At 52.3% G+C, this 14125-nt stretch carries 10 protein-coding genes; 2 read left to right on the top strand and 8 right to left on the bottom strand.

Annotated elements, in window-relative coordinates; translation table 11 throughout:
• Nucleotides 1-240: 240 nt before the first annotated feature.
• From mukB to cmoM, 4 genes are read right to left on the bottom strand one after another with little or no spacing between them, the layout of a single operon-like run.
• The gene (mukB, locus tag ACSF8X_RS07920; protein ID WP_500851093.1) at nucleotides 241-4704 is read right to left on the bottom strand and encodes a chromosome partition protein MukB; all 4464 of its coding nucleotides are present in this window, start codon (nucleotides 4702-4704) and stop codon (nucleotides 241-243) included.
• Nucleotides 4704-5429: a chromosome partition protein MukE gene (mukE, locus tag ACSF8X_RS07915; protein WP_047879464.1), complete on the bottom strand. Its 726-nt coding sequence runs from the start codon at nucleotides 5427-5429 to the stop codon at nucleotides 4704-4706. The genes mukB and mukE overlap by 1 nt, the downstream gene beginning before the upstream one ends.
• Complete coding sequence (gene mukF / locus ACSF8X_RS07910; protein ID WP_047879463.1) at nucleotides 5410-6732, bottom strand: chromosome partition protein MukF; 1323 nt, start codon at nucleotides 6730-6732, stop codon at nucleotides 5410-5412. Before mukF ends, mukE begins: the two co-directional genes overlap by 20 nt.
• Nucleotides 6729-7550, bottom strand: coding sequence for a tRNA uridine 5-oxyacetic acid(34) methyltransferase CmoM (cmoM, locus tag ACSF8X_RS07905; protein ID WP_047879462.1), 822 nt, complete (start codon nucleotides 7548-7550; stop codon nucleotides 6729-6731). Before cmoM ends, mukF begins: the two co-directional genes overlap by 4 nt.
• A 120-nt stretch (nucleotides 7551-7670) precedes the next feature.
• On the opposite strand from cmoM, the gene elyC reads away from it, so the two are divergent.
• Both elyC and ACSF8X_RS07895 read left to right on the top strand, forming a co-directional pair.
• On the top strand, nucleotides 7671-8462 hold the full coding sequence (gene elyC, locus ACSF8X_RS07900; protein ID WP_047879461.1) for an envelope biogenesis factor ElyC: 792 nt from the start codon (nucleotides 7671-7673) through the stop codon (nucleotides 8460-8462).
• Nucleotides 8463-8832: 370 nt separating this feature from the next.
• Entirely contained in the window at nucleotides 8833-10215 is a 1383-nt protein-coding gene (locus tag ACSF8X_RS07895) for an L-cystine transporter (protein ID WP_047879460.1), read from the top strand.
• A 202-nt stretch (nucleotides 10216-10417) separates the two neighbouring features.
• Here ACSF8X_RS07895 and kdsB read toward each other — a convergent pair whose 3' ends face one another.
• The 4 genes from kdsB to msbA are packed head-to-tail and all read right to left on the bottom strand — an operon-like array spanning nucleotide 10418 to nucleotide 14098.
• Nucleotides 10418-11164, bottom strand: a complete 747-nt coding sequence (gene kdsB, locus ACSF8X_RS07890; protein ID WP_500851092.1) for a 3-deoxy-manno-octulosonate cytidylyltransferase — start codon at nucleotides 11162-11164, stop codon at nucleotides 10418-10420.
• On the bottom strand, nucleotides 11165-11344 hold the full coding sequence (locus ACSF8X_RS07885) for a Trm112 family protein (RefSeq protein WP_047879458.1): 180 nt from the start codon (nucleotides 11342-11344) through the stop codon (nucleotides 11165-11167).
• Nucleotides 11325-12341, bottom strand: coding sequence for a tetraacyldisaccharide 4'-kinase (gene lpxK, locus ACSF8X_RS07880; RefSeq protein WP_500851091.1), 1017 nt, complete (start codon nucleotides 12339-12341; stop codon nucleotides 11325-11327). The genes ACSF8X_RS07885 and lpxK overlap by 20 nt, the downstream gene beginning before the upstream one ends.
• Complete coding sequence (msbA, locus tag ACSF8X_RS07875) at nucleotides 12341-14098, bottom strand: lipid A ABC transporter ATP-binding protein/permease MsbA (RefSeq protein ID WP_047879456.1); 1758 nt, start codon at nucleotides 14096-14098, stop codon at nucleotides 12341-12343. The genes lpxK and msbA overlap by 1 nt, the downstream gene beginning before the upstream one ends.
• Nucleotides 14099-14125: the final 27 nt, after the last annotated feature.

Below are 14125 nucleotides of genomic sequence, written 5' to 3'. Positions count from 1 at the left end.
GACAATCCTTCTGATGGCCTTGTACCAAACCGCCTGCTGGCCGCCGATTGTTTGGTTATTTGTTGTTAAGCTGAATGCTATTTCAGTTGGCCGAATCTGACAGTAAAAAGTGTAGGCACTTACCGAAGCGCAAAAAATTTATCCTAGAGATAATTAAGTATTGAGAAAAAGATCTTACTCTCAAGACGAAAAAAGCCGGTCTTTCGACCGGCTTTGCTTAGCGTGTTGAATCACGGAGTATTAGGCGGGATCGAGATCCAGCATCGTCTGGAAATTGGCTGGCGTTTTCGGTTCTTGACCGAAACCGCGCAGACCAACGACGTGCACATGCTCACGATCCTTGAAGATCTTACGTACCAACTTATAGGTGGTACCTTTCTCTGGACTGATATTTTCCGGAGCGGCGATAAGCAGCTGCATATCCAAACGCTCACACAGCTCGAACAGAGTCGCAATCGACTTACCATCCAGACGTGCGGCCTCATCGAGGAACAGCAAGCGACACGGAATAATGTCCTTGCCGCGCAGACGGCGGGATTCTTCTTCCCAGCTCTGGACGACCATCAGCAAGATAGCCTGACCGGTACCAATCGCCTCACCCGTCGACAGCGCACCAGACTCAGCCTGCAGCCAACCGTCAGTACCACGGTTAACCTCAATGCTCAGCTCAAGGTAGTTACGGTAGTCCAGCAGTTCCTCACCCAAAATCTGCGGCGAACGCTGGCCCATATCGATATGCGGGTTCAGACGCTGGAACAACTTGGCAATAGCCTCAGAGAACGACAGGCGGTTGTTGCCGAACAGATCCTGATGCTGCTCCTGCTGCTCGGCAAGGCCGGCCAGCAATTGCTCGTGCGTATCACGTACCTTGACGTTCAGGCGCACACCATTGACCTGACCAAAACCAATATTCTGGAGGCCTTGGTTCAGCATTCGAATACGGTTCTGCTCGCGCTGGATCGTCTTACGGATAATATTGGCCACCGAATCAGAGCTGATTGCCAGACGCTGTTCACGGGCCGTCAGTTCTTCTGTCAAGCGTGCCAACTCCACTTCCATTTCCTCGATCGCTTCAACCGGATCGTCGGTACGGATAATGTCGTGGCGGATACGCTCGCGCAGGTGCTGGTATACGGCAATGTAGAACAGAACCTTGCGCTCTGGGCGAGAGACATCTTCCGATGCACGCAGGGCATCACGGAGGTTCTCGTTATCGGCAACAGCCAGACGCAGGGCACCCAATGATTTATCCGACAGCGAACGCAGTTCATCGGCGCTCATGTAAGCCATTTCACGGCGGTGCAGACGACGCTCGACATCGCTTTCGCGAGCCAGACGCAGTACCGCACACCAACCGGCCTTAGCCATTACCACCAGCTTGCGGATTTCCTGATAATCCTTGCCTACCTTACGCAGACGCTTAATCAGCGACTTCATTTCCAGCTCAATGGATGTCATCGACTTCTCAAGCTGGCTACGACGGGTACGGGAACTATGCAGGCGCTCATTAAGCTCGTCACGGCGCTGACGGGCACGCTCTTCGGCTTCCACATCGGCACGTACACCCAGATCCTGAAGCTCACGTTCAAATTCCTGCACGGTTTCAAGCTTGGCTTGGTGCGAACTCTTCAGCGAGGCCATCAGCTGGTTGTACTGGTTGGCTTGGGCACGTGTCTGCTTCAACGCATCACGGCAACGGTTACGCTCACGCTCTGCCGCGGCAAGCTTGGCCTTCAGCTGTTCGTTAAGCTCCGAGCTCTTGTTGAGCATATCAACCGAGTCGGCATAACCGAAGTGATGGCGTCGCTCAACCAGATCAGCCACGGCAAAAATATTGGCCTTCAGCTTCTGCAACTTGGCATCGGCATCTTCGTAGCTGGTTTTAAGGGCATCGAATTGCTCAGGGTCAGCATCCAGTGCTGACAGCAAACCTTCCAGTTCCGCCAGTGCCTTACCATGACGGTCAAGGTAGCTCTGTGCCTCGCCAAGCTGGGACAACTGCTGATCGACTTCTTCAAAGCGCGCAGTCAGGGTATCGTCTTCCAGCAGGTTCACCAACGGACTGATTTTGCCCAGCAAGACCAAGCCTTCACGTGCAGCACTCAACTGGCTACGCTGCTGCTGCTCCTGCGCTTCTGAATCAGCAAGCTGACGGGCAAACTGGCTACGTTTGTCTCGCGCGACTTTCAATGCTGCTTCCGGATCTGGCTGGAATGCCACGGCCATATGGGTCGCAACAAAGCTGTTGAAGCTCTGGTACAAACGCTGCAGTTTCTGCGAATCAAACGATGCTTTGGCGTGATCTTCAATCAGCTGCTCACGCTCTTCGCGCAGTTGCTCAAGGCGCAACTCACGGGCAGCACGGCCAAATAGCGGAACTTTCGGGAAACGAGAGTAACGCAGCTGACGATCATTGAGGTGAACGCATACCGCACCTTCCAGCTCATCAACATCAAAACCGCTGTCATCAAACGAATCGGCATCACCTTCAAGGATGTATAAATCATCAGGGCAGTCATCAAGGGCAACCAGCTTGTCTTTGATCCCTTTCAGATCCGGCACCACGATGGCATGGCGCGCAGGGCCGTACATGGCACTGAAATACGGGGCATCGGCAAGCGTAATGTCATCATAAATTTCAGACAACAGGCTACCACCCAGGGTATCGGCCAACGCACGCAAACGCGAGTCATCACTGCCGCCCGGCTGGGCCAAGCGTTCAATTTCCTGCTCTAGCTGTGTTTTGCGCAAAGCCAATTGATCACGCTTTGCAGACACCTCACGCTCTTTATCAAGCGTGTGCTGCATCGCGTCCATCACGGCCTGGCTGTCATACAGCTCAGACTCCGATTGCTCAGCCAGCTTTTCCAGTGCATCCGCCGCTGCGATCCACGCCGGGGCCGCCGCTTCGTAGCGGGCAATCTCAGCCGCTTGCTGCTGCTCGCCGCGACGCAATTCGTTGCGCTGCTCTACCAGCATTTCCTGCTGTTGTTCAAGCTCTTCCTGCGTTGCTTCATGACGAGCCTGCTCTTCGGCCAGAGCCAGTTCGCCATCGATGTTGAATGCAAAACGCTTGCTGTAGGCTTCCGCCAGTTCCAGTGCCTGACGCTGATTGCGCATCGCACGCTCAAGATCCCGGTACTGAGCTTTGAGCTGCTCGCCACGATCTTTCACCGCCGTCAATTGACGTGCATGGGACAGCAGTTCACGAGCCTTGCTGCCGGCTTCTGAACGCGCAACGCTTCCTGCGATGGTCGTCACAATCGCCAAGCCCTTGTCGAACTGCTCGGCAGCCGCAGCTGACATATCAAGACGGTGTTTCAATGCTAGCAAAGCGGTGGTTTGCGTATCCTGCTCTTGCTTTAGCTGCGCCAGATACGGCACGGCCTTGTCGGCCAACAGCTGATGATCACCAGAAAGCTCACGGGCTTTTTCCAGCGCCTGCAACGCCTGCTGATATTGCAAGGCACGCGTTTGCTGCATATCCAGCGCCTGCTGGTAGTCGGCTAGCTGGGTCTTCAGGCTGTCCACTTCCTCTTCGGTCAGCAGGGCCTGCTCTTCAGCCATCGCCAGCTGCTCAGCAGCCTCTTCAACCACCATCACCTGCTCTTCGAGGCGTTCAGTCAGCTCTTCCAGATCTTCGCGGTAGCGCTCGATCTTCTCTTGCTGACGCACAGCAGTCTGAACCAATTGCAGGTGGTCAGATGCAGCCTGATGATCCTGCTCCAGCGCACCTTCGCGCTCGGTCAGCTCATCCAGCTCTTCCGTCATGTTCTTCAGCGAGACCTGATGATCGTCCAGCGTTTTACGCGAACCCATCAGCTCACCGCGCAAGATCAATGTCTGCTCAAGCTTGTTACGACGCTCGTTGGCGTGGCGCATATAATCGGCAGCCACATAATTGGTCGCTTCGGTGATCAGGTGTTTGAACAGATCACGGTCACTCTGGGTCAGCTTAATCGCTTCCAGTGTCATCCGGTTTTCGCGCAGGGCCGCTTCCATATCTTGGAAGGCTTTCTTGACCCCGCTGTTGTGCGGCAACAGGTAATCACGCAGTGAACGGGTGATCGCACTTGAGATACCGCCGTACAGCGATGCCTCGATCAAACGGTAGAACTTCGAACGGTCGGTGCTGTTGCGCAGCTTCTTCGGCAGTACGCCAAATTCAAACATCTGCACATGGTAATCCGTTACCGAGTTGAAAGCCTTGAACACAACGCCTTCGTACTCGGCCGCCAGCATGTCTTTGACTTCATTGATCTGACGAACGCGCGCCTGATTTTCAGACAAGGTTTCCACCAACACATCGGTCGGTTTCACATGTGCAGGCAGACCCTGGATAATAAATGGCTTGATATCCACTTTCTTATCACGACCGGCAACCTGCTGTAGCTTCACCGCAAAAATGATGCGCTGCTTCTTGGAGTTCACGACATCCAATGCTGAGTAACAGGTACCCGGCTTCAACTTACCATGCAGACCCTTGTCGCGAGAGGCATTCGAGCTACCCGCTTCCGTGGTGTTACGGAAGTGCAGCAGGCTCTGGTCAGGGATCAGCGAGGTGATAAATGCCGCCATGGTGGTCGATTTACCGGCACCGTTACCCCCAGATAGGGTCGTTACCAGATTATCGATATCAAAGGTACGGGCAAAAAAGCCGTTCCAGTTGACCATAGTCAACGATTGGTACTTACCGCGTTCCATTAGGCTTCACCCTCCTGACCGGCAATTTCAAGTTCTTGCTGTTCTTCATCTGAGCCAAGCAGGCTAGATTGGCTCGGTGCCTGCTGGTGAACGACTACGGCTTCACCGTCGCGGATCAAGCGCATCTGTGCCTCGCGGATATCATCTCCGGCGCGAACATCGGCACCAAAGCGGAATGTCGCCTCGCTGATGCGGAATTTGCCATTGTCACCAATCGGAATAATCATCCCCAGACGGCGCAAACGGCGCAGTGAGGTCTTGACCTTGTCGTAGAGTTTCTCGCGGTCAAGATCCGAACCTGATGCACGGTTGGTCACCAGCTTCATCAGTTTCTGCTCATCGGCCAGAACCATCAGCTCATCGAACAGCTCTTGGTTGGTAAAGATACCCTCATGGGCCAGACGCTCCGGGCTCAGGTATAGGAAACACAATACCTTGCCAACCAGCATATCCAGCTCTGTCAGCACCGAACGGCTAATCAGAGAGGTCGAGCGAGGGCGCAGGTAGAAGAAACCTTCCGGTGCGCGCACCAACTCGGCATTGTAGCGCTTGTAAAACATTGCCAGCTCCTGCTCGAACTCAATCAGCAGAGCATGGTTATCCAAATCTTCGCTCGAGATATGTCGGCCCGTGCGAAGTGCGTTATCCAGTGCCGGGAAAAGCGGGTTGGCAATAGCCTTGGCCAGCTTCTCAGGCATAAATTCTTCAATATTTGTCAATGACATTTGCTTGTACCTTGGCTCCATACTCATTAATGGCTTCCCAGTCAGGCTGGATCGCGTTGAAGTCAGACTCGGAATAACCCAGCCTTACTGCCTGATCCACCACTAAGCGCGCTAAATCAAAATGCTGCGCATGCGGATGCTGAGCCAAATAATCTTTCAGTAACGTACTGAGGTTGATAGGCGTTCCGTTGTCCCGGTGAGCCTGAAGCATGGCAGCAACTTGCTCCGCCAACAGGTCATTGACCAGATCAAGCTCCTCGAATTCCATCTCTTCAGGCACCAGGCCTGTTACTTCGTCGTCGCGAAGCACCAAAGACTCGTCGCGCATGTCAAGCAGACGCTCGGCATCGGCATAAGTCAGTACCCAAGGTGCATCGAAGTAATCCTGAACCGACTGGCGCAAACGCTGGCTGAAAGCCCGGTTCTTATCCATGTCGATCGCGGTACGAATGAATTTATGAACATGGCGGTCATAGCCAATCCACAAGTCAATCGCCTGCTGGCCCCAGTTGATAATACGGTCAAGTTTGGCCTGCAGGTTGTAAACCATCGCATCGACAAAATCGAGCTCAGGCTTGCCCTGAACGGTTTCCTGAATGATCAGCAACTGTGTCTGCAACTGGTCGCCAGCAGCCTGCAAGGTATCTTGCAGTTCGCGCAGGGTACTGGAGGTTTCATTCAGCAACATTTCACAACTGGTGATCGCTGCGCGCCAGTCCTGATTCAGCAGTTCGGCAATGTCATGCTTCACTTGCTGCTGCTGTTCGTCCATCGAACGCTGGTTAAGGTCAATGCGGTCGAAAATCTCGGCAACCGAGTATTTCAATACCGCATGGACATTTTTGCGCCAATGTTTCTCATCACCACCCTGCTGGGCAGCGCTAGCAGCCTTGTTGATTTCATCGGCTACCATCGCAAGCTGGATAGACAGCTTGAGATTGGAATACTCACGGTGGCGAGCATAATAGTCGGTGATCCCCAATGCCAGTGGACTGAGGCGGTAGATACTTGCCCCGTCTGTCATTTCACTGGTAAAGCGGGATATCAAACGTTGGCGAACCAACTCATTAATGGCGTTGTTGGCTCGGAAAGATATGGTTTCGGGTGTCTGACCAAACAGATCGCTGACAATGCGAAATGCATCCACCAGCTCTCCTTCCCCCAATTCTTCATCAAAACGATCGCCGCTCAATACAGCAATCGCCAACAGAAACGCCAGCCGTTCAGTTGGCAGGCTAAGCTCAAATTGATGCTGCTTAACCCAATTTACCAACTCAGGAACGGTCTGGGTGACTTCACTCATCCGTTGTCCTTATCGCTGTTATGTTTCTCTGTCCCGTTAGTTTCGAGCGGCTTTTGCGCATAAACGTGGATATAGCGCCCGAGGGACAAATAAGGTTCCTGACGACAAAGCATCTGCTCCATCGCCAACACCTGTTCGAATGTGTAATCCCCAACTCTTACGGTCTGCATGTAGTCGTGGAATGTGCGCACGCCGGTTTTACCCAAAATAGAAAAACCAGCATCGGTCAGCCAGCTATATACGTCTTCTGGCTTCAATCCTTTTTGCGGTTGCAACTTGAAACGCTTGCGATGCGGCATCCCTTCTTCGATGTGGGTGAGGTTGCCGCAGATCAGGTTCTTGAACAACAACCCGTGGTAGTTGTAGAACATGACAGAAATAACACCGCCCGGTTTGACTTGGTCAAGCAAACCTTCCAATGCCGATTTTGGATCGGCCAGCCATTCCATGACTGCATGGAACATCACCAAATCCACTTGGGCATCAAGATGCTCGCCGACTTCCTGCACAGGGCAATGAACCAAGCGATATTGCTCAAGCAGGCCTTGTTTGGCAATTTCCTGCTCGGCTAATTTCAGCATTTCGCCAGAAAGATCACATAAAGTGACGTGATGTCCCTTCTCTGCAACCTTCTGCGAGAGCTGGCCAACCCCTCCCCCGGCATCAAGTACCGTCAGGGGTGTATTATTTTCCAATAGGGCTAAAACTTGCTCAAGATCTTCCCATACGACAGTTTGGCGAATTTGCCCCTTGCCTGTACCGTAAATATTTTTTGCAAATTTTTGCGCTATATCGTCAAAATTTCGATCTTCGATCACGTCAGCTTTACGTTATGATAGCGGTTCAAAAAAAGTAGCTCATTTTCTCACAAGCGATAGAGGAATAAAGGCTTGTGGTGCTTTTTCAAGCTCAACTGCTGATTTTTCGGACGACATTTCATGTTTGAACTCAAAAAAATTGTCTCAGCATTTTTAATGCCACTCCCGGCATTGCTGATGTTAGGGCTATTCGGCCTGCTATTGCTCTGGTTTACCCGTCGCAAAGGCTTGGCTTCGTTGTTTATCAGTTTCGCCTTTCTGGGTATTTTCTTGGTGTCATTCCAACCTGTTGCAACAAGCCTGTTGCGCCCGCTGGAAAAAGCCTACCCGCCCTACGTACCCTCGGGAAAAATCGTTGAATACGTCATGGTGCTCGGTAGCGGCCATGTCATCGACGATGCGATGCCCATTACCTCGCAGCTATCGCGTACTGCGATGGTTCGCCTGACCGAAGGGATCCGCATCCACCGCTTTTTCCCCGGCTCCAAACTGATCCTCTCCGGCTACGGGGGCGGTTCTGATATAAGCCAAGCGAGGATGATGGCCAAAGTCGCACTGGCGCTTGGCGTACACAAAAACGATATCCTGCTGCTGGAAACCGCCCGGGATACCAATGAAGAAGCATTTCAAGCGAAGTCCGTCGTAGGGCAAAGCAAACTGGTGGTTGTTACCTCAGCCAGCCATATGAAACGGGCCATCCAAGAATTCAATTCCGTCGGGCTAAACCCAACTCCGGCACCGACCAACTTCTTGGCTAGCAACAAAATCAAAGAGCCGTGGGACCGTTACCGCCCGTCAGCCAAGTACCTTGAGCAAACCGAGCGTTATTGGCACGAAAAAATGGGCCACTGGTGGCATCAGCTGCGTGACCTACTCACTGAACGGCCTAGCGAACCTTCACCAGCCCAATAAGACTCCAACCGGCCAAGCTACAGGCGAGGCCGGTCATTTTCTCCACTCAAACCTACCATAGACAGCCTGCCACAGCCCAGCTCTATCCGCATCATCCGCATCATCCGCATTGCGCCAGACCAGCCTTTTTGCGAAATAAGCCCCCATTGGCATATATAGCCTGTCTTCTACAAGCGAAATACCGCTAACTTTGTTATCACTCTGAGCAATAAGTCATCCTTATTCTTTTTTGTTTTACTTAGTTACTTTTTCTTATATCAAAAGTAATAAAAAACCATTCCGATTTTGGGATGCAAATCATAAAATCCTCGAAAACCACATTATTAGCTCAGTCAATTTTTGGGCCAATTGCCCATCTAGGAAGTAAAGCATGCATACCATCATTAACCTTGCGGTCTTCGCGCTGCTCATTGGTTTGCTGGTGAAACAGCAAAAAACCGAACAGACACTGTCAAAACGTGTCTTCACCAGCCTCGGCCTCGGGGTATTGTTCGGCGGTGCCCTGCAGTTTATCTATGGCGGCGGCAGCGATGTCATTTCCAATACGCTGGAATACGTTAACATTGTTGGCGCAGGCTATGTCAGCTTACTGAAAATGATCATCATGCCATTGATCCTTGTGTCTATTATCGGCGCAATTATCAAGGTAAAAGATTCCGGATCACTGGGCAAAATTTCCGTTTTGAGTATCGGTATCCTGCTTGCTACCACCGCAGTATCCGCGCTGATCGGTATTCTGGTCAGCAACCTGTTTGGCCTAACCGCTGACGGTATCGTTCAGGGTGCCCGCGAGATAGCCCGTGGCGAAATGCTGCAAACTCGCCTGAGCAGCGTTGAAACCCTGTCGTTCGCCGACATGATCATTTCGTTCTTCCCTGGTAACCCGTTTGCCGATCTGGCAGGCAGCCGCCCTACCTCCACCATCGCCGTGGTGATCTTCTCGGCATTCGTCGGTGTGGCCGGACTGACCGTGATCCGCACCAACCCGGAATTGGGCGAGAGTCTCGAAAAGTTCATCAACGTGGCCCAAGAAGTCGTACGTACGCTGGTCCGTTTGGTGCTAAGCCTGACCCCTTACGGTGTACTGGCACTGATGACCAAAGTGGTTGCTGGCTCAAACTACGATGACATTCTAAGCCTGATTAACTTTGTCGCGGCATCCTATGTCGGCCTCGGCCTGATTCTGGTCATGCACCTACTATTGGTCAGCGTGGTCGGCGTCAACCCGGTCCGTTACCTCAAGAAAATTCTGCCTGTACTGACGTTTGCATTCACCTCACGCTCAAGTGCAGGAACGATCCCGCTAAACGTCGATACCCAAGTTAAAAAACTGGGCAACGGAGAAGGCGTCGCAAACTTCTCGGCATCTTTCGGTGCGACGATGGGACAAAACGGCTGTGCCGGTCTTTACCCTGCCATGCTGGCAGTCATGATTGCGCCAACTATCGGTATCAATCCGCTAGACCCAAGCTTCATGCTAACCCTGATTGCCATTGTCACCATCAGTTCATTCGGCATTGCCGGTGTCGGCGGCGGTGCAACATTCGCAGCCCTGATTGTTCTCTCTGCGATGGATATGCCTGTTGCGCTGGCTGGCCTGCTCATTTCAATCGAGCCATTGATTGATATGGGCCGTACGGCTATCAATGTGAGTGGTTCGATGACAGCAGGTACCATTACCTCACGCCTCCTCGGTCAGGCTGATCAGGACATCTTCAACAGCGAAGAGACTGTCGACACCGCCAAGGCTTAATCGCGAGCTAGCCTTGAAAAAACAAATGCCCCGAGACTAACGTCTTGGGGCATTTTCGTATGAAACCTATCACAGTGACAAAATAGATCAGATCATAAATAGCGTAAGAAAAATGGTTGATTATTTACTTAGGTGGGTATGCAACAGACATAAAAAAAGTGGCGTTCTCACACCACTTTTTATATTCAGCACATTACGTTACTTAGCTAACCAGCTGACGAACTTTTTCTAGGTCTTCAGGCGTATCCACCCCGGCTGGCGGCGTTTCTAGCGCAACATCAACATGGATTTTCTCGCCGTACCACAGTACGCGAAGCTGCTCGAGTGACTCGATCTTTTCCAGAGTACTCGGTTCCCAGTTAATGTAGGTATTAATAAAACCAGCACGGTACGCGTAGATACCAATGTGACGCATCAGGTTACGGTGAATCTCCTGCGGACGCTTGGCAAAATTGTCACGATCCCAAGGAATCGAGGCGCGGCTGAAATACAGCGCATAGCCATCCTTGTCGGTGACAACCTTGACGGCATTCGGGTTGAACACCTCATCGGCATGGTCAATCTCCACCGCCAACGTCGCCATCGGAGCCTTGCTAGCTGAAAGGTTCATCGCCACCTGACGAATAATGGCTTCAGGGATCAGCGGCTCATCACCTTGCACGTTAACCACAATATGATCATCGGCAAGGCCATATCTCTCGACCACTTCCGCCAGTCGCTCCGTACCCGATTCATGATCGGCACGGGTCAGGCAAACGTCACCGCCAAAGTTGCGTACAACCTCTGCGACGCGTTCATCGTCGGTAGCCACGATCACGCGTTCGGCACCCGATTTGCTCGCCTGCTCATATACCCACTGAACCATCGGCTTGCCGCCGATATCGGCCAAAGGTTTGCCAGGCAGGCGGGTTGACTGATAACGTGCCGGAATAATTACCGAAAACGTCATTTACTTCACCTCATCCATACTCAGAGTGCGAGCTTCTGGCTCCAAAAGAACAGGGATACCGTCCTTGATCGGATAGGCCAGGCGATCAAATTTGCAGATCAGCTCACCTTTTTCTTTATCGAAGTTTAGTTTGCCCTTGCAAACTGGGCATGCAACGATTTCAAGCAGACGATGATCCATAATTTTCCTTTACCTTTATAATCCGGTTAATCAGGTTTTCAGCCTGATCCTCTGGCAGCGTTGCATCAACAGGCAAATACCACCAATTTGGTTGAGCGAAAGAATAGCACTTCACCGCATCTTTTTCAGTCATCACTAGATACTGACCCATCGCGGCAAGTTGCTGTAATTGCTGATCATCAAAGGCCTGATGATCCTTAAAAGGCTGACAGTGAACAGGATAGATCCCCTGCTGCTCCAGCGTGTGGAAAAAGCGCGGTGGATGACCGATACCCGCAAGGGCTACAACGTCCCCCGTTAATGCTTCCGGCTGGCACTTTTCCCCTGTCACCAAATTCACCAATGGCGCAGGAGACAGCACCATCGGGATTTCGTTATCCTGCGGCTGGCCGCCATTGCAAATCAGGAAATCCACTTCGGCAAGACGCTCGCAGCCTTCACGCAACGGGCCAAGGGGGATCAGCTGCTCATTACCGAAACGGCGCTGGCCATCAATCACCACAATTTCAATATCGCGTTCCAGCGCATAATGCTGCAAACCATCATCGGTAATAATGACATCGACGTCATTTTCGATCATGGCCACCGCTTCAGCACGTTTGGGCGAAACGGCAACAGGCACCCCGGTTCGACGGTAAATAAGCACCGGCTCATCACCCGCCTGCGCCGTGGTACTGGTGTCATCCAAGCGGTAGGGATAATGAGGAGCCTTGCCGCCATAGCCACGCGACACCACGCCCGGTTTCATGCCCGCAGCAAGCAACTGCTCCACCAGCCAAACAACAACCGGCGTTTTGCCATTGCCGCCAGCGGTGATATTTCCCACCACAACCACGGGCACTTGGGCTCGGTATGCTTGCTTGCCTCCGGAGCGATACTGCTGCCGACGGCGGCGGCTGATCACACCAAACAGTTTGCTCAGCGGCCATAGCAGCGGTTTGAGCAACCATCCCGCAGGATGGCTGCCAAACCAAATTTTTTCAATAACCGACGCCATTACTCACCAAACTGAATACGGTGAAGCTGGGCATAAGCACCATTTTTTGCCAGCAACTCAGCGTGAACACCGCGCTCGATGATCTCGCCTTCATCGACCACCAAGATCTGATCTGCATTCTCGATTGTCGACAAACGGTGAGCAATAACCAGCACGGTACGGTCTTTTTGCAACTCATCCAATGCTGCCTGAATCGCACGCTCTGACTCGGTATCAAGCGCAGAGGTTGCCTCATCAAGAATCAGCACCGGCGCATCACGCAGCAGCGCTCGGGCAATGGCAATACGCTGACGCTGGCCGCCCGATAGGCTGACGCCGTTCTCGCCAATCACCGTATCCAAGCCGTTGTCCATCCCGCTGATGAAGTCCATCGCATGGGCCAGCTTGGCGGCCTTTTCGATGTCTTCACGGGTATACTTGTCGCCACTGGCGTAAGCAATATTGTTGGCAATAGTGTCATTGAACAGATGTACGTTCTGCGAGACAACAGCCACCTGATCACGAAGATTGCTCAGGGTGTAGTCACAGATACCGTGGTTATCCAGAACGATATTACCGCTATCGATATCGTAAAAACGCGTCAGCAGATTGGCAATCGTACTCTTGCCCGAGCCCGAACGCCCCACCAATGCCAGCGTCTGGCCGGCAGGAAGGTCAAAGCTTACGTTACGCAATGCCGGAGTATCTTTGGTTGGGTAGGTAAAGGTCACGTTATCGACCTTGATATCCCCTTTCACACGCTCAATTTCGTGCTGACCATGATCTTTTTCTGATTCAAGCTCCATCAGGCCAAACAGGGTTTGGCAAGCCGCCATACCACGCTGGAACTGCGACGTCACGTTGGTCAATGCCTTAAGCGGGCGCATCAGGCCGAACATCGAACCGAAAATCAGGGCAAACGTACCCGGCGTCAATGACTCACGCAGAGAATCAGTATTGGCAAGAATAAGCACCACAACCAAAGCCATAGAGGCAATCAGCTGGATCACCGGGTTGGCAATGGCCTGCGCAGAAACCAGCTTCATCGTTTGCTGGCGCATCCGGTTGCTAACTTCTTCGAAACGAGCCTGTTCAACCTGCTGACCACCGTAGCTCAGAACGACTTTATGGCCTTTAAGCATCTGCTCGGCCGAGGAGGTCACCGAGCCCATCGCGTCTTGCATATTGGTTGATATACGGCGAAAACGCTTGGAGACAATTCGAATAGACAGAGCAACAATCGGGGCGATAACCAGCAAGATCGCCGAAAGCTGCCAGCTGTTGTAAAACATAATAGCCATAAGCGCGATGATGGATGCACCTTCACGCACGAGACTGACCAATGCCCCACTCGTTGCCGAGGCAACCTGTTCGGAATCATAGGTGATCCGTGACAGCAATTTGCCCGAAGACTCCTGATCAAAAAAGCTGACCGGCATCTTCATAAAATGATTGAACAACTGACGACGCAAACGCATCACCACATTGCCCGAAACCCAGGCGAGGCAGTAGGAAGAGGCGAAACTACTGATGCCGCGCACCAGCATCAATCCCAACAAGTACAACGGCATCATCGCCAGGAAGTTACTGTCGAGGGCATCCAGCCCACCAAAACTTTCATCCATCAGCGGCTTGATCATCGAGAGCATCAGCGCATCGCTGGCAGCATTGACAATAAGCGCGACAGAGGCAACGGCAAGACCTGTCTTATACAGACTAATCGACGGCCAAAGTTGCTTGAACGTTTCCCAGGTAGTTTGATCTTTGGGTTGTGTCATGGAAACCATTTTTTCTTGAAATGAATT

Source organism: Photobacterium panuliri (assembly GCF_059920555.1).
Note: the sequence above shows the minus strand (reverse complement) of the source record. Positions and strands in the feature narration are given on the sequence as shown.

Bases quoted from the DNA above. Each gene is read 5' to 3' on its own strand.
- msbA (WP_047879456.1), bottom strand. From the start codon at position 14,098: ATGACACAACCCAAAGATCAAACTACCTGGGAAACGTTCAAGCAACTT.
- elyC (WP_047879461.1), top strand. From the start codon at position 7,671: ATGTTTGAACTCAAAAAAATTGTCTCAGCATTTTTAATGCCACTCCCG.
- kdsB (WP_500851092.1), bottom strand. From the start codon at position 11,164: ATGACGTTTTCGGTAATTATTCCGGCACGTTATCAGTCAACCCGCCTG.
- ACSF8X_RS07885 (WP_047879458.1), bottom strand. From the start codon at position 11,344: ATGGATCATCGTCTGCTTGAAATCGTTGCATGCCCAGTTTGCAAGGGC.
- mukF (WP_047879463.1), bottom strand. From the start codon at position 6,732: ATGAGTGAAGTCACCCAGACCGTTCCTGAGTTGGTAAATTGGGTTAAG.
- mukE (WP_047879464.1), bottom strand. From the start codon at position 5,429: ATGTCATTGACAAATATTGAAGAATTTATGCCTGAGAAGCTGGCCAAG.
- mukB (WP_500851093.1), bottom strand. From the start codon at position 4,704: ATGGAACGCGGTAAGTACCAATCGTTGACTATGGTCAACTGGAACGGC.
- lpxK (WP_500851091.1), bottom strand. From the start codon at position 12,341: ATGGCGTCGGTTATTGAAAAAATTTGGTTTGGCAGCCATCCTGCGGGA.
- ACSF8X_RS07895 (WP_047879460.1), top strand. From the start codon at position 8,833: ATGCATACCATCATTAACCTTGCGGTCTTCGCGCTGCTCATTGGTTTG.